The sequence below is a fragment of the Paraburkholderia sp. USG1 genome (assembly GCF_031570135.1).
In the GTDB taxonomy this organism is placed as follows: Bacteria; Pseudomonadota; Gammaproteobacteria; order Burkholderiales; family Burkholderiaceae; genus Paraburkholderia; species Paraburkholderia dioscoreae.
In genome coordinates, this window is sequence record NZ_JAMWXW010000026.1 from 87,504 (window position 1) to 105,657 (window position 18,154).

18 protein-coding genes and 1 tRNA gene are annotated in these 18,154 nt (G+C 63.2%); 15 read left to right on the forward strand and 4 right to left on the reverse strand.

All coding sequences use genetic code 11. The annotated features are described in order from the left end of the window. Window positions 1-101 precede the first annotated feature (101 nt). The 13 genes from serS to NE850_RS28855 all read left to right on the forward strand — a co-directional run bounded on the left by serS (window position 102) and on the right by NE850_RS28855 (window position 11,602). Window positions 102-1,397 (forward strand): serine--tRNA ligase, encoded by a 1,296-nt coding sequence (gene serS, locus NE850_RS28795; protein ID WP_310699712.1) that lies wholly within the window; start codon window positions 102-104, stop codon window positions 1,395-1,397. A gap of 172 nt (window positions 1,398-1,569) precedes the next feature. After that, window positions 1,570-1,659: transfer RNA gene (locus tag NE850_RS28800), tRNA-Ser, on the forward strand. 314 nt (window positions 1,660-1,973) lie between these two features. Beyond that, entirely contained in the window at window positions 1,974-2,489 is a 516-nt protein-coding gene (locus NE850_RS28805; RefSeq protein ID WP_310699713.1) for a peptidylprolyl isomerase, read from the forward strand. Between the two features lie 53 nt (window positions 2,490-2,542). Continuing rightward, complete coding sequence (locus NE850_RS28810) at window positions 2,543-3,250, forward strand: hypothetical protein (protein WP_310699714.1); 708 nt, start codon at window positions 2,543-2,545, stop codon at window positions 3,248-3,250. A 282-nt stretch (window positions 3,251-3,532) separates the two neighbouring features. After that, window positions 3,533-4,834 carry an FAD-dependent oxidoreductase gene (locus NE850_RS28815; RefSeq protein WP_310699715.1) on the forward strand — a complete coding sequence of 434 codons (1,302 nt, stop codon included), beginning with the start codon at window positions 3,533-3,535 and terminating at the stop codon, window positions 4,832-4,834. Continuing rightward, the gene (locus NE850_RS28820; RefSeq protein WP_310699716.1) at window positions 4,831-5,703 is read left to right on the forward strand and encodes a DUF1365 domain-containing protein; all 873 of its coding nucleotides are present in this window, start codon (window positions 4,831-4,833) and stop codon (window positions 5,701-5,703) included. The genes NE850_RS28815 and NE850_RS28820 overlap by 4 nt, the downstream gene beginning before the upstream one ends. Window positions 5,704-5,715: 12 nt before the next feature. Beyond that, the gene (locus NE850_RS28825) at window positions 5,716-6,927 is read left to right on the forward strand and encodes a cyclopropane-fatty-acyl-phospholipid synthase family protein (RefSeq protein ID WP_310699717.1); all 1,212 of its coding nucleotides are present in this window, start codon (window positions 5,716-5,718) and stop codon (window positions 6,925-6,927) included. A 264-nt stretch (window positions 6,928-7,191) separates the two neighbouring features. Then, window positions 7,192-7,977 carry a type I methionyl aminopeptidase gene (map, locus tag NE850_RS28830; protein ID WP_007175866.1) on the forward strand — a complete coding sequence of 262 codons (786 nt, stop codon included), beginning with the start codon at window positions 7,192-7,194 and terminating at the stop codon, window positions 7,975-7,977. A gap of 172 nt (window positions 7,978-8,149) precedes the next feature. Further along, a complete protein-coding gene (locus NE850_RS28835) occupies window positions 8,150-8,683 on the forward strand; it encodes a GNAT family N-acetyltransferase (RefSeq protein ID WP_007175865.1) in 534 nt (177 codons plus the stop codon). Window positions 8,684-8,964: 281 nt separating this feature from the next. Further along, window positions 8,965-9,807, forward strand: coding sequence for a septum site-determining protein MinC (minC, locus tag NE850_RS28840; protein WP_007175864.1), 843 nt, complete (start codon window positions 8,965-8,967; stop codon window positions 9,805-9,807). A gap of 102 nt (window positions 9,808-9,909) precedes the next feature. Further along, window positions 9,910-10,725, forward strand: coding sequence for a septum site-determining protein MinD (gene minD, locus NE850_RS28845; RefSeq protein ID WP_007175863.1), 816 nt, complete (start codon window positions 9,910-9,912; stop codon window positions 10,723-10,725). A 14-nt stretch (window positions 10,726-10,739) separates the two neighbouring features. After that, a complete protein-coding gene (gene minE / locus NE850_RS28850) occupies window positions 10,740-10,994 on the forward strand; it encodes a cell division topological specificity factor MinE (RefSeq protein WP_007175862.1) in 255 nt (84 codons plus the stop codon). A 296-nt stretch (window positions 10,995-11,290) separates the two neighbouring features. Next, window positions 11,291-11,602, forward strand: coding sequence for a YXWGXW repeat-containing protein (locus NE850_RS28855; protein WP_165185054.1), 312 nt, complete (start codon window positions 11,291-11,293; stop codon window positions 11,600-11,602). A gap of 240 nt (window positions 11,603-11,842) precedes the next feature. Here the strand turns inward: NE850_RS28855 and NE850_RS28860 are convergent, their stop codons facing one another. Further along, window positions 11,843-13,273, reverse strand: a complete 1,431-nt coding sequence (locus NE850_RS28860; RefSeq protein WP_310699718.1) for a chloride channel protein — start codon at window positions 13,271-13,273, stop codon at window positions 11,843-11,845. Window positions 13,274-13,486: 213 nt separating this feature from the next. On the opposite strand from NE850_RS28860, the gene waaC reads away from it, so the two are divergent. Both waaC and NE850_RS28870 read left to right on the forward strand, forming a co-directional pair. Beyond that, window positions 13,487-14,491, forward strand: a complete 1,005-nt coding sequence (gene waaC / locus NE850_RS28865) for a lipopolysaccharide heptosyltransferase I (RefSeq protein ID WP_007175858.1) — start codon at window positions 13,487-13,489, stop codon at window positions 14,489-14,491. A 532-nt stretch (window positions 14,492-15,023) separates the two neighbouring features. Beyond that, entirely contained in the window at window positions 15,024-15,158 is a 135-nt protein-coding gene (locus tag NE850_RS28870; protein ID WP_012432108.1) for a hypothetical protein, read from the forward strand. Between the two features lie 55 nt (window positions 15,159-15,213). On the opposite strand, the gene NE850_RS28875 is transcribed toward NE850_RS28870, so the two are convergent. From NE850_RS28875 to NE850_RS28885, 3 genes are all read right to left on the reverse strand, one after another. Further along, window positions 15,214-15,393: a hypothetical protein gene (locus NE850_RS28875; RefSeq protein WP_007175856.1), complete on the reverse strand. Its 180-nt coding sequence runs from the start codon at window positions 15,391-15,393 to the stop codon at window positions 15,214-15,216. A 202-nt stretch (window positions 15,394-15,595) separates the two neighbouring features. After that, window positions 15,596-16,903: an MFS transporter gene (locus NE850_RS28880; RefSeq protein WP_007175855.1), complete on the reverse strand. Its 1,308-nt coding sequence runs from the start codon at window positions 16,901-16,903 to the stop codon at window positions 15,596-15,598. Window positions 16,904-17,400: 497 nt separating this feature from the next. Then, window positions 17,401-17,862 carry a TonB family protein gene (locus NE850_RS28885; RefSeq protein WP_310699719.1) on the reverse strand — a complete coding sequence of 154 codons (462 nt, stop codon included), beginning with the start codon at window positions 17,860-17,862 and terminating at the stop codon, window positions 17,401-17,403. Between the last annotated feature and the right edge of the window lie 292 nt (window positions 17,863-18,154).

An 18,154-nucleotide genomic window follows, 5' to 3' on the forward strand; every position in this document is an offset into this window, starting at 1 on the left:
GCCCGGTCGGCTTTGCGCTCACGCTGACCATCTAACCCACCGGCCGCCCGCGCCGGTGCGCTAAAATCCCACCTTCATACAACGAACATCCGCCCCATTCCATGCTCGACATTCAGCTGCTGCGCAAAGACCTCGACGGCGTTGCCAAACGCCTCGCCGACCGCGGCTATACCCTCGACGTGGCGGCCTTCACCGCGCTCGAAGCGGAACGCCGCGATACCCAGACCCGTACCGAAGAGATGCAGGCGCGCCGCAACAGTCTGTCGAAACAGATCGGCGCGCTGAAAGGCAAGGGCGAGGACACCTCGGCGGTGATGGCCGAAGTGAGCGGTATCGGCGACGAGATGAAGGCTTCGGCGGCCAGGCTCGACGAGATCCAGAAGCGTCTGTCGGACCTGCTGCTCGGCGTGCCGAACCTGCCGCACGAAAGCGTGCCGTTGGGCAAGGACGAAACCGAAAACGTGGAAGTGCGCCGCTGGGGCACACCGCGGCAGTTCGAGTTCGAGGTGAAGGATCATGTGGACGTCGGCGCGCCGCTCGGGCTCGACTTCGAGACCGGCGCGAAGCTCTCGGGCGCGCGCTTCACCATGCTGCGCGGCCAGATTGCACGGCTGCATCGCGCGCTGGCGCAGTTCATGATCGACACGCACACGCAGCACCACGGCTATACGGAGATCTACACGCCGTACATCGTGAATCCGGAAATTCTGTACGGCACCGGCCAACTGCCGAAGTTCGCCGACGATATGTTCCGCGTCGAGAAGGGCGGTGACGAAAACACGGTTACGCAATATCTGATTTCCACGTCGGAAATTTCGCTGACGAACACGGTGCGCGACAGCATTGTCGAAGCGGACGCGCTGCCGATCAAGCTGACCGCGCATTCGCCGTGCTTCCGCTCGGAAGCGGGCTCGTATGGCCGCGACACGCGTGGTCTGATCCGCCAGCATCAGTTCGACAAGGTCGAGATGGTGCAGATCGTCGCGCCGGAGACCTCGTACGACGCGCTGGAACAGATGGTCGGCCACGCTGAAACGATTCTGCAGAAGCTGGAGTTGCCGTACCGCGTGATTACGCTGTGCACCGGCGACATGGGGTTTTCTGCTGCCAAGACGTACGATCTGGAAGTGTGGGTGCCGGCGCAGAATACGTATCGCGAAATTTCGAGCTGCTCGAATACTGAGTCGTTCCAGGCTCGCCGCATGCAGGCCCGTTATCGCAATGCGCAGGGCAAGCCGGAGCTGGTGCATACGCTGAATGGTTCGGGGCTGGCCGTCGGCCGTACGCTCGTGGCGGTGCTGGAGAACTTCCAGAACGCCGATGGTTCGGTCACTGTGCCGACCGCGTTGCGCCCGTACCTCGGCGGTTTGGAGCGGCTGGAATTGCCGGCTGCCTGATTTGAGCGCGGCGGGTTGCCGTGAATGGTTGCCAAGCCTCTTTAAAAATTTTTGACGAGGGGCTTGGAAATCGAATTAAGCTGTTCTATAATCTTTCTCTCCCAAGCAGCGACCCGCTTGGATCTGGCTTGATAGCAGCCCTGCAGTACGGTTGTTGCGAGTTGGAAGACACGGAAAGGTGGCAGAGTGGTCGAATGCGCTGGACTCGAAATCCAGTGTACCTTTAGGGGTACCGTGAGTTCGAATCTCACCCTTTCCGCCAAATTTAGAAAACCCCGCAGAATTTTCATTCTGCGGGGTTTTTGCTTTTCGACTGTCAACTCGACTATCAAGACAGTTTTGCGCGTCTGGGGTTCTTTACTGTCCCACGTACGTTTCGTAGCGCGTCGGAGTTTCTGCTTAGACTTTGCCGGAGGCGATGCGCATACGTTTGGCACTCGACTTCGTCCACTTTACACGAGGCGGAGAGGGGCACGACGACGACTCGCGTATGAGCAGACTGTCGTGCGTCGATTCCAGAAGTGGAACGGAACGCTGGCGTTGATATAAGCACCCACACGCGGAACCGGTCACGGATTGCAGGTAAGAGCTCAGTACGATCAGATCGTCGCGTCACTCGGCAAGGATGAATACAAGCCTCGCAGCGTTTCGATCGCGGACGACGCAACGGCCGCTGTTGTCCTTGCACAATTGAAATCCGGCGTGGCATTCGACCGGCTCGCCCGGGAGCACAGCACCGCACCGAGCAGGTCTGTCGGTGGTGAGCTAGCGTGGGTCAGCTTCAGAACACCGGTTATCGACGAGCATACACAAGGTGTGCCGTTGCCGTTAGCCCAGGCGCTGGCGCAGTTGCCTCGCGGTGGCGTTACCCCTGCGCCGCTCGTTGTCGATAATGCACGCGTGCTGGTAAAACTGGACGCGAAGCGGCCAACGGAAGTCCCTGCGTTCGATCAGGCAAAAGCAGCGATTCCTCGGCAGTTGGAGATGGTTGCATTGGAAAAGGCGGCCGCCCGTCTCGTATATGCACTACCCATTGCCCACCGCAACATTCGAATATGTCCTTGGTTCATCCAGCAAACCAGGGCTTCCTGAATTTCGAAGCATTGTGCTCTCGATTTCCTCTGGACCCGCAACGAGGATCCTCCATGACCAACGTGAATATTCCACCGCCGGCCGTGACCCACGACCAGACCGGAAATCGCAACGACTTCATACCGCAATCGCCTCCACCCGTTCCCCCGGGCCGCTACTTGCGCTTCGACGACCAGGGGAACTTGCAGAGCATGGAAAACTTTGACGGCAACGGCAGACACTCGCAGGAGACCATCGGACGGGACGGGAGTCGATACTTCGTGACCGATACCAAACGCGGCACGGAGTTCGATCTGTTCGGCCCCAGAGACCCGGTGACGGGAAAGCGATCGCATGACAGCTTCTCGATCAATGGACGTGACCCGCAAATATCCGCAGTCCCCTCGCCGAATCCGCAAGCCGGGTCGCCGACCACCTTCACTTACTACGACAATGGAAAGGTGAAGGACATCTTCGTGCCGCAACCGCCTCCGTCCGTTCCCCCGGGCAAGTACGTGCAATTCGACGATCGGGACGACCTGGCGGGCATCGATATATTCGACGGCAACGGCACACACGTGCTTCAGGAAAGCTTCGCGCCGGACGGGACCACCTACGCCGCGATCACCGACGACAAGGGCACGTGGTTTCATCTGTCCTGGCCCAAGGTCGATCCGGATTCTCCGGACGCGAAAGGGATCGACGTGGACCTCAATTCTGGACGCGGCACCCTGAATTTCACGCTGCCCCGACCCGGTACAGACGCAAGCAGCAAGCCTTGAACCGAAGCGCCGGCCAGGTGAAATGCGGCGGACAGCGGCGGTGCGGTCAATCGGCGCCGCGCGACTTGTCCGCATCCACATGCTGGGCGCCGAAGACAGCCGCGAAATGGCATCACCCGCCTTCGCACGATCGGGCTACCCAGACCTGTTGAATCAAAAATGGCTCGATCCACCGCCTTTGCATCCAATTCACCCTTGGCTGCGTAAATCCCCTCAAGGACGCGCAACCCTCGCCGCACACCCCACTAACCGACCGCGCGCCCCCGATCAGGAGAGGCGCCCATGCCCCATTCCGCACCGACCTCACCACTGCCGCGCGGCTCGCGGGTCGCGGTCATCGGCGCCGGTATCTCGGGTTTGGCTAGCGCCTATCTGCTCACGCGCAATCATCGTGTCACGCTGTTCGAATCGGCCGGCTATCTGGGCGGCCACACCAACACCGTGGACGTCACGCTCGATGGCCACAGCCATCCGGTCGACACCGGCTTCCTGGTGTTCAACGACCGCACCTATCCGAACCTGATCGCGCTGCTCGCCGAACTGGGCGTCCGGTCGCATCCGAGCGACATGACCTTCTCGGTTTCGCTCGACGCGGGCCGCCTCGAATGGGCCGGCAGCAGTCTGAACACGGTGTTCGCGCAGCGTCGCAACCTGTTTTCGCCGACCTTCATCGGCATGCTGCGCGACATCGTGCGCTTTAACGGCGGCGCGCAACGCAACCTCGAACTGGCGATTCAAACGCGTGCGTCGATGGGCGAGTTGCTGACCGAAGGCGGCTACGGCGGCGCGTTCCAGCGGCAGTATTTGCTGCCGATGGCCGCCGCGATCTGGTCGAGCGCCACCGCCGACATCCTCGCGTTCCCGGCCGCGACGTTCCTGCGCTTCTGTCTGAACCATGCGCTGTTGCAGGTGAACCGCCGGCCGCAGTGGAAGACCGTGGCAGGCGGTGGCCGGGAATACGTGAGGCAGATAGCGGGCACGCTCGGCGATGTCCGCATCGGCACGGCGGTCCGCGGCGTGCGGCGCGACGCTGACGGCGTCGACGTGTTCACCGACGGCGGCACCGAGCGCTTCGACGCGCTGGTGCTCGCCACGCACGCGCCGACCACGCTGCGTCTGCTGGAAGACGCCGATCAGGACGAGCGCGGCGTACTCGCCGCCGTGCGCTATCAACCGAACGTCGCCGTGCTGCATACGGATACCAATCTGCTGCCGCGTCGGCAGCGCGTGTGGTCGGCGTGGAATTACCTGGGCAGCCGAAGTGTCGACGGCACGCATCCGGTGTGCGTCAGCTATCTGGTCAATCAGTTGCAGCCGCTGCCGTTCAGCACGCCGCTCGTCGTCACGCTCAACCCGGTGGCCCAGCCGGCGCCGGGCGCCGAATTGCGCCGCTTCGTGTACGACCATCCGCTGTTCGATCTGGCCGCTATCGACGCGCAGCACCGTCTGCCTTCGCTGCAGGGCAAGCGCCGCACTTGGTTCGCGGGCGCGTGGACGGGCTACGGCTTCCACGAGGACGGTCTGAAATCGGCGCTGCGCGTGGCCGCGGATTTCGACGCGTCGCCGGCATGGGCCAGGCTATGAAACCGCCGAGCGACAGCCGCAACAGCACCTGCACCTGCACCTGCACCGATCCGGCCGCCTGGCTTCTGACCGGCAAGGTGATGCACGAGCGTCTGCGGCCGAAGCATCATCGTTTCACCTACCCGGTGTTTTACGTGCGTTGCGACCTGGATAGGCTGACCGCGCTCGATAGCGGCTGGTTCGGCATAGACCGTTGGCGGCCGCTTGGTCTGCATCAGCGTGACCACGGTTCGCGCGACGGCAGCGACCTTGCCACATGGATGCGCGCGCAACTATCGCAAGCCGGTGTTGAAGAAGCGAACGGCCGGATCTGGTTGCAAGCTTTCCCGCGCGTATTCGGCTATGCGTTCAATCCGGTCAGCTTCTGGTTTTGTCATGATCGCGAAGGCCGGTTGCGCGCGCTGCTGGCCGAAGTGCGCAACACATTCGGCGAGCGCCACAGTTATCTGCTGAGTGCGGACGGCAACGCACCGATCACTGCGGACACGCGGCTCATGTGCCGCAAAGTGCTGCACGTGTCGCCGTTTTGTCGCGTTGAGGGCGGCTACACCTTCCGCATCAAGGAATCGCTCAACAGCGCGTCGGTCTCGATCGACTATCACGACGCGGACGGCCTGTTGCTGCGCACCGCATTGGGCGGCCGTTTGACGCCGCTAACGCGCGCGACCGCGCTCGCCGCGCTGCTGCGCCAGCCGCTGCTGACGGTTGGTGTCGTCACGAGAATTCACTGGCAGGCTCTGCGACTTGCTCTCAGGAACGCGCCGTTTTACGGCAAGAACCCCGCACCGGGCCAGACCGCCGACGCATCCGCCGACCCTACCGCAGCGGGCCAACCAACCTCCGCCGCTCGCCCCGTTTCGCCCGATTGAGGAGATTCCGTCATGGCGCTTTCAAGAACCCTGAGCGGGCACCAGGCCGCCCCCGCGTCAGGCCGTCTGTTCCTCTCCTTGCTCGAGCGGATTCAGGTAGGGCATCTGATCCTGACCACACCGGACGGCCAACAGCGCGTATTCGGCGATCCCCACGCAGCGCCCGGCGCGCGCCTGGAAATGCATGACTGGCGCGCGTGCGGCGCGATTTTGCGCAAAGGCGATATCGGTTTCGCAGACGCGTGGCGCGCCTTCTGGGTCGATACGCCCGACCTGGCCGCGCTACTGCGCGTCGCGATCCGCAACGAGCGCGCTTTGCAACGCACGGTGTATGGCGGCTGGCTCGCGCAACTTTGGTACGGGCTGCGCCACAAGCTGAGGCCGAACACGCGTTCGGGCAGCCGGCGCAATATTCACGCGCACTACGACATTGGCAACGCGTTTTACGCGCAGTGGCTCGACCCGACCTTCACCTATTCGAGCGCCGTGTTCGACGGCAATTTGCATCAATCGCTCGAAGACGCGCAGCACGCGAAATATCAACGGATCGTCGATGCGCTCGGTTTGCGCGAAGGCATGCACATTCTGGAAATCGGCTGCGGGTGGGGCGGTTTTGCGATGCACGCGGCACGCCTCGGCATCCACGTGCACGGCGTGACGATCTCGCCGGCGCAGTTCGAATCCGGGCAGCAGCGTGTGCGCGAAGCGGGTCTGGGCGACCGCGTGAAACTCGAACTGCGCGACTATCGCACCTTGACCGGTCAGTACGATGGCATCGTATCGATCGAAATGTTCGAGGCAGTCGGCGAAAAGTTCTGGCCGACCTACTTCCGCATTCTGCGCGAACGTCTGCGGCCGGGCGCGCGCGCGCTGGTGCAAACCATCACGATCGACGACTCGCATTTTGCCGCGTATCGCGCGACGAGCGATTTCATTCGCGAGTTCATCTTTCCGGGCGGCATGTTGCCGAGTCCGCAGCGCTTCGGCCTGGCGGCGCGGCGTGCCGGACTCGTTGCTTGCGCGTCGCTCGCATTCGGCCGCGATTACGCGGAAACCTTGCGCCGCTGGCGCGGCGCATTCGAAGCGCAACTCGAGACGATCCGCACGCAAGGGTTCGACGAGATTTTTGTGCGCACCTGGCGGCTGTATCTGACGTATTGCGAAGCCGGTTTCGACGAACGACGTACCGACGTGATGCAGTTCGTCCTTTCGAAAGCGGACTGACGTGTGCCCGCTCTCGGGGCGTCCGAATAAAACGGCGATTCGAGGCGCTCCGGAAAACACATCGTGAAGTTCGGGATTTTTGCAGAGATGAAATGCGTCAGTAAGGCATGCTGATTTATTGCTGTAGGCCGACAGGGAGGTGCTGCCCAAATTTCCAGCTTGGCCGGTTTGGCATGGCTCGCGCAAGCCTTGTGGCGATCCTCTGTACAATTGGGCGATCGATTGAACATCGACTTTCCTATTCGACCCACATCGACCGAATTCATGGCCATTACCTACAAGACTCCCGACGACATCGCCAGGCTGCGCATTTCGGGCCGCCTCGCGGCCGACGTGCTGGCGATGATCGGCGAGCATATCAAGGCCGGTGTCTCCACTGAAGAGCTGGACACACTGTGCAACGACTACATTGTCAATACGCAAAAGTCGATTCCGGCAAATGTCGGCTATTTGGGATTTCCGAAGACTATCTGCACCTCGGTCAACTCGGTGGTGTGCCACGGCATCCCCAATCGCGGCGAAGTCCTGAAAGACGGCGACATCATCAATATCGACGTCGCGATCATCAAGGACGGCTATTTCGGCGACACGAGCCGCATGTATTGCGTCGGCCAGCCGAGCACGGTGGCGCGCCAGCTGATCGACACGACCTATGAGGCGATGCTCGCGGGCATCCGCGAAGTGAAGCCGGGCGCCACGCTCGGCGACGTGGGTCATGCGATCCAGAAGATCGCGCAGCGCGACGGCTTCTCGATTGTGCGCGACTATTGTGGGCACGGCATCGGCAAGGTCTACCACGAGGAGCCGCAGGTGCTGCATTACGGCCAGCCGGGGCAGGGCATACGCTTGAAGCCGGGCATGGTCTTCACGATCGAGCCGATGATCAACGCAGGCCGCGCCGGCACCACGGTGTTGCGCGATGGCTGGACCGTGGTCACCAAAGACCGCTCGCTGTCGGCGCAATGGGAACACATGGTCGCCGTCACCGACGACGGCTATGAGCTGCTGACGCCGTGGCCGGACGGCACCGGCAGCTACGAAGCGCCTTGAGCGTGCAAAGGGCGCGCTGCCTGCCGCCGCATGTGCCGGCGGCGGGCGCGCGAAATGCTGCTGAGTCTGGATAGACTCTGTGCGTGGTTCCACAATCCGGTAAAGAATGATTTGACTCTCGCGCCGGTTCGGTTAAAGCTACGCCTTAGGGTTTCAAGGGGTTTTCGTCTGCATGAGTCCGTCATTGACCGTTCGCCGTATCGCCGCTGATCAGGGCGCCGTTTTCCGCGAACTCCGTACTGCGTCGCTGCGGGAGGCACCCTATGCCTTCGGCGCCACGCTTGAGGACGCGTTGTCGGCCGACGCCGCCAGTTTCGACGCCACCGCCGCGGATCATGCGGTTTCCTTCACTGTTACCACCTTCATTCTCTACACCGAAGGTCATCCGGCAGGGTTGATCGAAGCGCATTTCGACGACACCGCCGCGCGCCGCGCATTCGTTTGCGAGCTGTGGGTGGCGCCGGCCGTGCGTCATCTGCGGGGTGGCGAGTTGCTGGTCGATTCGGCCGCTGCGTGGCTCGCGAATGAAGGCGCCACGGAAGTCTACGCGTGGGTCGCCGACGCCAACCGCAACGCCATGCGCTTCTATGAGGCGCTCGGCTTCGGGCCGACCGGCGAACATCGGCGCGTCGCGCGTGCACCGGACCAGGCGGAAAGTCTGCTGGTGCGCCACGTGCCGACCACGTCGCAGGTGTTTCAGCAGTGATCTTGCGAGCGGCGCGACAGCCTGCCGCTCGATTCCCATTCGTGTCTTCTGAGCGTGCGTCGCCGGATCATCGGCGTGAAGCGCGGCCTGAACGGCCAGCGTATTGTCCGCGTTATGGGCTACGTGATTGGCCACGTGACTGGCCACCGCGCGGCCGTTGCGGATCTACCGGCCGGCCCGTGCATGGCCGCACTGTTATCGCGTCGGCCCGCTCTCCCGGCAAAAAAGCTCGCCGCACGCGTCGACGCCTGTAAAATACGCAAAAATTTTTGCAGAACGCTATGTCGCCCAAGAAATCGCCCTTTTTCGAACTTCGCAGCGGCTCTGTCGACACCCTCCTGTTCGTGGTCAAGACAACCGACCTCGACGCCATGCGTGCCGAACTGACCCGGCGCTTCGAGGCGACTCCCGAGTTTTTCGCTAACGACGTCGTCGCGATCGACGTGCGGCGCCTCGCCGGGAACGAACGCGTGCCGCTCGCCGACATCGCGCAACTGCTCGACAGCGTGCGCATGCGACCGGTCGGCGTGGTCGCCAACGCGCAGCAGGCGTGGGCGGCGGAGTCAGCTTTGCCGCTGCTCGAAGCGCGCGACCGCCGTGGCGCCGCCGCTAGATCTGCGGATGAAGACAGCGCCTCCGCCACGGCGCCGGCTGTCACCGCCGCGACGGCCACGCCGCCGGCCGATCTGTTCGAAGCGGCCTTGGTCACGCCGGAAAGCGGCACGCCGGCCACGGCCGCCGCCGTCGAGCCTGCGCCGGCCGCGGAGCCGGTGCGTCTTGCCACCTCGTCGCAAACCATGGTGGTCGACAAGCCGTTGCGCTCCGGTCAGCGCATTTACGCCAAGGGCGACCTGGTCGTGCTCGGCCTCGTGAGCTACGGTGCGGAAGTGATCGCGGAAGGCAACATCCATATTTACGCGCCGCTGCGCGGCCGGGCGCTGGCCGGCGTGCAGGGCAATCACGACGCGCGCATTTTCTGTACGTGTCTCGAGCCGGAACTCATCTCGATCGCAGGCATCTATCGAACGACCGAGAACCCGCTGCCGGCCGACGTGCTCGGCAAGCCGGTGCAGATCTGGCTCGAAGAAGAAAAGTTGATGATCGAACCACTGCGGCTCACCTGAGCGACGTGAAGCGCGCTGCCTCGATCAATCCGGGGCACGCGGCGTTTCAGGCAAATAGGGCCGCACATAATTGATGAATTTGACGAACACAAGGTAAGGGTAATGGCAAAAATCATTGTGGTGACTTCGGGCAAGGGTGGCGTGGGCAAGACGACCACGAGCGCGAGTTTTGCATCGGCCCTCGCTCTGCGTGGCAGCAAAACCGCCGTGATCGACTTCGACGTCGGCCTGCGTAACCTCGACCTCATCATGGGTTGTGAACGCCGCGTGGTGTACGACCTGATCAATGTGATCCAGGGTGAAGCGAATCTGAACCAGGCGCTCATCAAGGACAAGAAGTGCGAGAACCTGTTCATCCTGCCCGCGTCGCAAACGCGTGACAAGGACGCCCTCACCATGGAAGGCGTCGAGAAGGTCATCAACGACCTGATCGCGATGGATTTCGAATACATCGTCTGCGATTCGCCGGCCGGTATCGAATCGGGCGCGCTGCTCGCCATGCATTTCGCCGACGAAGCGCTGATCGTGACGAATCCGGAAGTCTCGTCGGTGCGCGACTCCGATCGTATCCTCGGCATTCTGTCGTCGAAGACCAAGCGCGCGATCGAAGGCAAGGAGCCGATCAAGGAACATCTGCTGATTACCCGCTACAACCCCAAGCGCGTCAGCGAAGGCGAAATGCTGTCGCTCACCGACATCCAGGAAATCCTGCGCATCGACCTGATCGGCGTGATTCCGGAATCGGAAGCGGTGCTGCACGCATCGAACCAGGGCTTGCCGGCGGTGCACCTGGACGGCACCGACGTGGCCGAAGCCTATAAAGACGTCGTGTCGCGTTTCCTCGGCGAGCAGAAATCGCTTCGCTTTACCGACTACCAGAAGCCCGGGCTGCTGCAGCGCCTCTTCGGCACCAAGTAAGGGGAGCGCACGTAATGTCGATTCTTTCGTTTTTGCTGGGCGAGAAGAAGAAGTCCGCGTCGGTAGCGAAGGAACGCCTGCAGTTGATCATCGCGCATGAGCGCGCCGGCGGCCATGCGCCTGCCGATTACCTGCCTGCGTTGCAACGCGAACTGGTGGCCGTGATCTCGAAGTACGTGAAGATTTCCCATGAGGATATTCGCGTGAGCCTCGAACGTCAGGACGATCTCGAAGTGCTCGAGGTCAAGATCGAAATACCGCAGGCCTGATCGCCGGGTCTGTTCCGTTTCGCGGCCGGTTTCATATGACGTGCCGCGCGCTTCGCTGCGGTGCGTCGGAATGACGTGATGGGGCGAAGCGCGTGAGCGCGCCGGTTCGCGCCGCTCTGTCGTTCCTTTTTGTCGGTCCCGCTGCCTCAGTGCTTGTTCGCGCGCGCCTTGGCCTCGCGTCGAAATAATCCGTTGCACTTCAGCGCGTGGCGTTACACGCCCACGGTCAGCCATTGCATCCCCTCGCGCATTAAACGGGTAACGCCGCCTTCGGTGTTCACCTACAGAGGGACAACATGAACAAGACCTTTCGTTTGCTGCTCGCCAACGCCGTATTGATCGCCGCTGGCGCAACCGCTATGGCATCCGCTTCTGCGGCGGAAGTCGTCGTGATCGCGCCGTCCGCGCCGCCGCCGGTGCACTACGAAGCGGTGCCCGCGCCGCGTGTCGGCTACGTGTGGGATCGCGGTCACTGGCGCTGGGATCATGGCCGCTATGTGTGGATAGGCGGTCACTGGCAGGCCGCGCGCGTGGGCTATCACTGGGTGCCGGGCCACTGGGTCGCGCACGGCCCGCACTACCGCTGGGTTGAAGGCCACTGGGCGTAATTAGCGCCACAGGCTCCCACGGCTTGCGGCACGGCGCGGTGAACGCCGCGCGTGCCGCCCGTTCCATTTCGACGACATAGGCACCGCGCATGCGCCCGGCGTAGCGCCGGCCTGCGTGTTCCAGGAAACCCTTGTGATGAAAAAGAATCTGCTTCTGATCGCCGTTCTGGCGGTCATGCTGGCCGGCTGCGTCGTCGTGCCGGCGCGGCCGGTGTATCTGCGCGCGCCGGCCGTGGTCGTCTACTGACGCGCTGCGCCGCCGCTGTCTACGTGTGTGTCTTTGGCGGGCGGCTCATCATCGGCTTGCGTCGCGGCCGGCGCGGGCGCTTCGACTTCGGGCGCAACCGGCACCGGCGCGGGCGCCGGTTGTGCCAGCAGCGCCATATAGCGCGCCGCCAGCGACTCGTACAGCGGCGGCGCGAACAGCCGCGACACGCGGCTCGAAATCAACGCGGTGGCCATCAGCGAGATCACTAACGCGTGGCCGTTGATCATTTCCATCACGATTACGAACGAGGTGATCGGCGACTGCGTGACGGCGGCCAGATAGCCGACCATGCCGAGCGCGATCAGCATTGGTAAATCCATCGAGCCGAACACTTCATGCAGCAGATTGCCGAAGCCCGCGCCGATCGACAGCGACGGCGCGAAGATGCCGCCCGGAATGCCCGGCAGGTATGAGCCGACCATCGAGATCATTTTCATGAACGGATAAAACACCGACAACTGTGCATGCCCGTCGAGCAATCCGCGGGCTTCCGCGTAGCCGCTGCCGAACGTGGTGCCGCCCGAAATCAGGCCGACCACCGCGATTACCAAACCGCACAGCGCGGCGAACGCGACCGGCCGCTCGCCATGCAATCGACGCAGCGGCGCTGGAATCCAGCGCGCGGTATTCAGCAGCAGCCAGCCGAACGCGCCGCCTGCAAGGCCGGTGACAACCGCCGTGAGCAGCACGGCAAGCGCCATCAGATTGGGGAAGTGCGCGCCGATCTGAATCGTGCCGAAATAGGTGTAATTGCCGTTCAAACCGAGCGCGATCACGCCGGCAATGATGATCGCCGTAATCAGCACGCCGCTCGTGCGTGCCTCGAAGCTGCGCGTCAATTCCTCGATCGCGAAGACGATGCCGGCGAGCGGCGTGTTGAACGCGGCGGATAGACCTGCCGCCGCGCCGGCCAGCACCAGTTGCCGTTCGATCAATGCATTCGAGCGCGGATAGAGCCGTCGCAGATTGAACATCAACGCGGCTCCGACCTGCACGGTCGGACCTTCGCGGCCGATCGTGAAGCCGCCGAGAATCGCCAGAAACGACACGGCGATCTTGCCCAGCAGAATGGGAAACGACAGCAGCCGCGCTCCGTATGCGCCGGGTTTCGAGTGAAGGATAGCGATGACCTGCGGAATGCCGCTGCCTTCGGCACCGCGGAAGAATTTGCGCGTGAGCCAGACGGCGAGCGCTCCGACCGCGGGCGTGATGAACAGGGGCGCCCACACATGCTCGTGCTGAAGGGCGCGGAATTCGCCGTAGCCCCAGTCGATCAGCCGCGCGTACAGCACCGCGACGAGGCCGACCGCGATCGCGCCGAGCCAGAAGACGCCATATTGGCGCCAGAGCCGCCTCGCGCGGCGAACGAGACTGGACGGACGGAGCGTGAGTGGCACGAACATGAGCGAATGCTGGTGCAAAGGATGCAGTATAAGGCGCGCGACGCCCCGCGAGCCGGTATGAAAGTATTTTGAAATGGTGTAAAAGAGCTGCGTGTAAGGCATTCGATGTAACCCGCCGTATTAATGCCCGAAGTGCGCGCTGTGCGGTTCGGCAGAGGTCATCGCATTCGTCGGCTAAAATGTTTTGATGTTCGAACAACTCACAGGTCTTCAATGAAGCGAGTCCTTATCGTCAAGGTCACTTCACTCGGCGATATCGTGCAGGCTTTGCCCGTCGTCGCCGATATCAAACGCGCGTTTCCCGGCGTTCAGGTGGATTGGGCCGCCGACGAAGCATTCGCCGAAGTAGTGCACTGGAGCGAGAACGTGGACCGCGTGCTATGCGCGCCGCTGCGCCGCTTCAAGAAGGCGCGCCGGTGGGCCGATTTCAAATCGATCTGGGCGTCGATCGCCGAACTGCGCGCCTACCGCTACGATTTCATCATCGACATTCAGGGCGTGTACAAAAGCGCGATCATCGCGTTTCTGGCGCGTTCGTCGCGGCGCATCGGCTATCAGGCTCCGGATCTCGGCGAACGCGGCGCCGCGTTCGCTTACACCGGGCGGTTCGGCCGGCGTCCGCAGTGCAATGCATGGCACGGCATGCGGATCAGTGCGGGCGAGGCGCTCGGCTACGAGATAGAAGGCCCGGCTGTGTTCAAACTGCGGCTGCCGGAGTCCACCGGGCTTCCGTTCGTCTCGAATGGCGCACCGGTCGCGGCGTTCTTTCACGCCACCTCGAAAGACGACAAGAAATGGCCGGTGACCCATTGGGTGGCGATCGGCCGCGAGTTGACGCAGCGCGGTTTTCAACTGGTGCTGCCGTGGGGCTCGGAAGGCGAGCGGATCGAAGCGGAGCAGATCGCGGCGCAGTTGCCGGGCGCGACCGTGCTGCCGAAAATGAGCGTGACCGAAATCGCGCAGATGATCGACGCGTGCGCCCTCGTGATCGGCACGGACACCGGCTTCGTCCATCTTGCGCACGCGCTGCAAAAGCGCACGGTGATGATCTTCGTGGCGACCCCGCCCGCGCATTACGGCATCGAATCGCCGTTCCGCTCCATCTCGATCGGTGACGGCCAGTCAGTGCCGTCCGTTAGCGCCGCGCTCGCGGCAATCGACTACGTTCACACCGAGCCGCATGACGTGGCCGTGCAACACGGTTCGGCCGCTGCCTGAGCGCCGGGTCTCTCCGTCTTTCTTGCGCAATCGTTTGCCCGAAAAGAAAAGAGGCGTGACGTGCAGTCCGCCCGATCAAACGGGCGCTGCCTCGTAACGCCTCCGAAAAACGCCCGCGTCGGGGAACAGCGGGCGGAGAGGAACCGCGGCGCCGCGCATTACACGCCTGTTAAATCTGTCGCTTTTCGTTGAGTACCTAATTGGCTTACTCGCGCATTTTTCGCGCGATGCAAAAGCAGCCTTGTCGCGTGCCTGATCGCATGCACGCTCGCCGGCATTTTCATTTGCACGGCGTATGCACCGCTAGCAAGGCTCGCGCCGGACCGGCACGTTCAAACAAGTATAGGTGGTGTTTTCCTCTGATATGAATTCGTCGTGGTCGCGCTTCGGATGCAGCCCGTGGCGCGCCTCGATCATGTAACACCGCCGTGATCTTCCCTTACAAATGGCAACGCTTGCGCGAGGCGCCGTCGTGTTCAATCGAGTCATTCGGGGTTTCGGCTCGAATGACTCTGACTCGATGGAGAACAATATGAAACGTTTAATCTTGAGCCTGATCGCAGGCACGCTGCTCGCAACGGCACTCGGTGGCTGCATCGTCGCACCGGCACCGGGCTATTACGGCGGTGGTGGGTACTACCACCACGGCGGCTATTACTACCGGTAACTACTCCGGTTAAGTGCCGCGGCGCCGAAGGAGGGCGCCGCGACATTCGTCCGCGTCAGGCCAGCAGCATTTCGAACGCGACTACGGCGGCGATGGCCGCCGCATTCGCAGCCAACGCTTCCACGACAATGCCTTTCCATGTCGCCGGTCGAAAGCGCAATGCAAGCAGCAGCGAACATAGCAGCGCCAGCGCAATGATCATGACGATATCCGCGTTGTGGAGATGAATGTTCATCCGTGCCTCCCTGCTCGCCATAGGGTTATTGGAGTCGAGTATAGGCATGTCAAAAAGACGCGCAAGGCAGGGAATTTACTCAGGAATGCTCGGCAAGCAGCGGGTGTAAAGCGGGGAGGGGGACTGTACCGCCGCGGCGCGAGAATCGCACGCCGCGGCGGCACTGGGAGAGCGGGGCGCCAATCCAGTCTGGCGCCTCACATTACATCAGCCGCGTGTCGCGCGTTTCGCGCATGCACAGCACGCCGATCATGCTGACGGCCGCGGCAATCGACACATACGCGCCGACCCAAGGCAAGCCGCCGCGCGCGGCCAGCATCTGGGCAATATACGGCGCCACGGACGCGCCGAGAATCCCGCCCAGGTTATACGCCACACCCGCGCCGGTATAGCGCACGTTGGTCGGAAACAGCTCAGGCAGCAGCGCGCCCATCGGCGCGAAGGTCACGCCCATCAGGAACAGTTCGATGACGAGGAACAGCAGCACCAGCGGCGTCTGTCCGCTGCCGAGCAGCGGCGCCATCGTGAAGCCCGACAGGATCGCCGCGATGATGCCGACGATCAGCACCGGCTTGCGCCCATAGCGGTCGGCGGCCCAGGCCGAGAGCGGCGTGGCGAGCGCCATGAACACCACGGCGATGCACAGCAGACCGAGGAACGTCGGCCGCGGAATATGCAGCACGGACACGCCGTACGACAGCGAAAACGTGGTGGCGTTGTAGAACAGCGTGTAGCAGACCACCATCGCGAGCGCGCCGAGGAGAGTGGGCAGCCAGTGTTGCGACAACAGCGTGGCGATCGGCACCTTGACGCGTTCCTTGCGGTCGATCGCCGCCTGGAACGCGGGCGTCTCGGCGATTTTCAGGCGCACGTACAAGCCGAGCGCGACCAGCACGGCGCTCACGAGGAACGGCACGCGCCAGCCCCAGCTGCGGAATTGCTCGTCGCTCAGGGACAGCGCCAGCGCGAAGAACAGGCCGTTGGAAGCCAGAAAACCGATCGACGGCCCGAGTTGCGGGAACATCCCGAACCAGCCGCGTTTGCCGGCCGGCGCATTCTCGGTGGCGAGCAGTGCCGCGCCGCCCCATTCGCCGCCGAGGCCGATGCCCTGGCCGAAACGCAGGATGCACAACAGGATCGGCGCCAGGCTGCCGATCGAATCGTAGCCCGGCACGAAGCCGATCAGCGTGGTGGACAGGCCCATCACCAGCAGCGACGCGACCAGCGTCGACTTCCGGCCGATCCGGTCGCCGAAGTGGCCGAACAGGAACGAGCCGATCGGCCGCGCGACGAAGGCGATGCCGAACGTGACGAAGGCCGACAAGGCCTGAGCCGTGGCCGAGCCGTGCGGGAAAAACACCGGCCCGATGACGAGCGCCGCGGCGGTCGCATAGACGTAAAAATCGTAGAACTCGATCGCGGTGCCGATAAAGCTCGCGAAGATGATCCGCGAACTCTTGTTCTGCCCGGCCGCATTGGGCTGGGCTGCGGAAATCGGCGAAGTGGACATGCAGGGTCTCCAAATGTCGTGATGCCGCGAGGCGGCCGGTTCGTGAGCCGGTTGTGCGCGTGTGGGCGGCGTCCTTGTTTAAGTTCGTGTGCCTTGCTCGCTTGGCGGCCGGTGGAACGGCTACGCGCGGCGCGGGCGACGAAGCAACAGCTTACAACGGCAGCCGGCGAAGTTCGCCCGCGCAAGCGGCCATACCAGGGCAATAACCAGGCGGGTTGCGTGACGCGTGCGACCAACAACGCAAGGCGGCGAATGCCGCGCGAGGCGCTGAACGTTGGCGATCAGGGCAAGCGCGCGCATCGCCCATCAAGCAGGCGGCGCTCGCGGATGGCGCAGCGGCGCTGCAATCGGGCTCTTGCCGCGCCGGCGGGTGAGCGGGCGGCGTGAGCCATGCCGGAAGGCTCCGGCGCGGGGAATCGGAAAATTATAGCGAGCACGGCTGTGGCGCAGCAAGGCGGCCGGGTTCGCCGCTTGCCTCGGGCGAGGCGAGCGCGCGTTCAATCGATGTTTTGCGCCTGCGGTAAGGCGAGCTCGCGGAGCTGGAATTTGCCGTCGTCGTTGAAGAGCCAGTCTTCGAACAGCTCCAGCTGGCCACGGCCGTTCAGCAATCTGCCGGGCGGTTGCGGCAGCGGCGCGGCACGGCGCAAGGTGGCGAGCGCGGTGCTTTCGGCTTCGTCGTCGCCGTTAGTGCGGTACACCGACGACTCCACTACGCGCCCGTTACGATCCACCGTGAACGACACCACCACCAGCGAGCGCAGCATGGCTTGCGGCGTGCCGCGCAACACATAAGACGGATTGCGTTCGATGATGCGTCGGGCCACCGCATCGCGGTACTGGTCGAGCGCCGCGCTGTTGATGGCGGCCGCGGGCGTCGAGACGACCGGACGCGGCGGCGGCGTGATCGTGCAGCCGGCTACGGCGATGCCCAGCGCCACGGCGAGCAGCATGCCGCGCATGGGAGCCGGCCGGACACGCAGGCCTGACGCACGGCGTGCGGTGAGGCAGAGAAGGTGACGTGTGCGCTTGAGCATCGTCGGAGAAAACACGGGACAGGGTCTAACTCGATGGTAGTCAAAAAGCGCCAGGAAGCAATTGGCGTTCGCCCGTGGTTTGTGGCTTGACCCTTGTAATAGGCTGAAATATGGCCGGATTGGTGTGCGGCCGAAACACGCCTACACTTTGATGGCCTCTTACGAGAGGCATCGGTGGAAGTCTTTCATTTTGCCCGCTTCGTGCGGGCTTTTTCTT

What these genes read in the sequence shown, in the direction of transcription:
- minE (WP_007175862.1), top strand. Translation starts at nt 10,740, where the DNA reads ATGTCGATTCTTTCGTTTTTGCTGGGCGAGAAGAAGAAGTCCGCGTCG.
- waaC (WP_007175858.1), top strand. Translation starts at nt 13,487, where the DNA reads ATGAAGCGAGTCCTTATCGTCAAGGTCACTTCACTCGGCGATATCGTG.
- minC (WP_007175864.1), top strand. Translation starts at nt 8,965, where the DNA reads ATGTCGCCCAAGAAATCGCCCTTTTTCGAACTTCGCAGCGGCTCTGTC.
- NE850_RS28875 (WP_007175856.1), bottom strand. Translation starts at nt 15,393, where the DNA reads ATGAACATTCATCTCCACAACGCGGATATCGTCATGATCATTGCGCTG.
- NE850_RS28860 (WP_310699718.1), bottom strand. Translation starts at nt 13,273, where the DNA reads ATGTTCGTGCCACTCACGCTCCGTCCGTCCAGTCTCGTTCGCCGCGCG.
- serS (WP_310699712.1), top strand. Translation starts at nt 102, where the DNA reads ATGCTCGACATTCAGCTGCTGCGCAAAGACCTCGACGGCGTTGCCAAA.
- NE850_RS28835 (WP_007175865.1), top strand. Translation starts at nt 8,150, where the DNA reads ATGAGTCCGTCATTGACCGTTCGCCGTATCGCCGCTGATCAGGGCGCC.
- NE850_RS28825 (WP_310699717.1), top strand. Translation starts at nt 5,716, where the DNA reads ATGGCGCTTTCAAGAACCCTGAGCGGGCACCAGGCCGCCCCCGCGTCA.
- NE850_RS28885 (WP_310699719.1), bottom strand. Translation starts at nt 17,862, where the DNA reads ATGCGCGGCATGCTGCTCGCCGTGGCGCTGGGCATCGCCGTAGCCGGC.
- NE850_RS28870 (WP_012432108.1), top strand. Translation starts at nt 15,024, where the DNA reads ATGAAACGTTTAATCTTGAGCCTGATCGCAGGCACGCTGCTCGCAACG.
- NE850_RS28855 (WP_165185054.1), top strand. Translation starts at nt 11,291, where the DNA reads ATGAACAAGACCTTTCGTTTGCTGCTCGCCAACGCCGTATTGATCGCC.
- map (WP_007175866.1), top strand. Translation starts at nt 7,192, where the DNA reads ATGGCCATTACCTACAAGACTCCCGACGACATCGCCAGGCTGCGCATT.
- minD (WP_007175863.1), top strand. Translation starts at nt 9,910, where the DNA reads ATGGCAAAAATCATTGTGGTGACTTCGGGCAAGGGTGGCGTGGGCAAG.
- NE850_RS28810 (WP_310699714.1), top strand. Translation starts at nt 2,543, where the DNA reads ATGACCAACGTGAATATTCCACCGCCGGCCGTGACCCACGACCAGACC.
- NE850_RS28815 (WP_310699715.1), top strand. Translation starts at nt 3,533, where the DNA reads ATGCCCCATTCCGCACCGACCTCACCACTGCCGCGCGGCTCGCGGGTC.
- NE850_RS28880 (WP_007175855.1), bottom strand. Translation starts at nt 16,903, where the DNA reads ATGTCCACTTCGCCGATTTCCGCAGCCCAGCCCAATGCGGCCGGGCAG.
- NE850_RS28820 (WP_310699716.1), top strand. Translation starts at nt 4,831, where the DNA reads ATGAAACCGCCGAGCGACAGCCGCAACAGCACCTGCACCTGCACCTGC.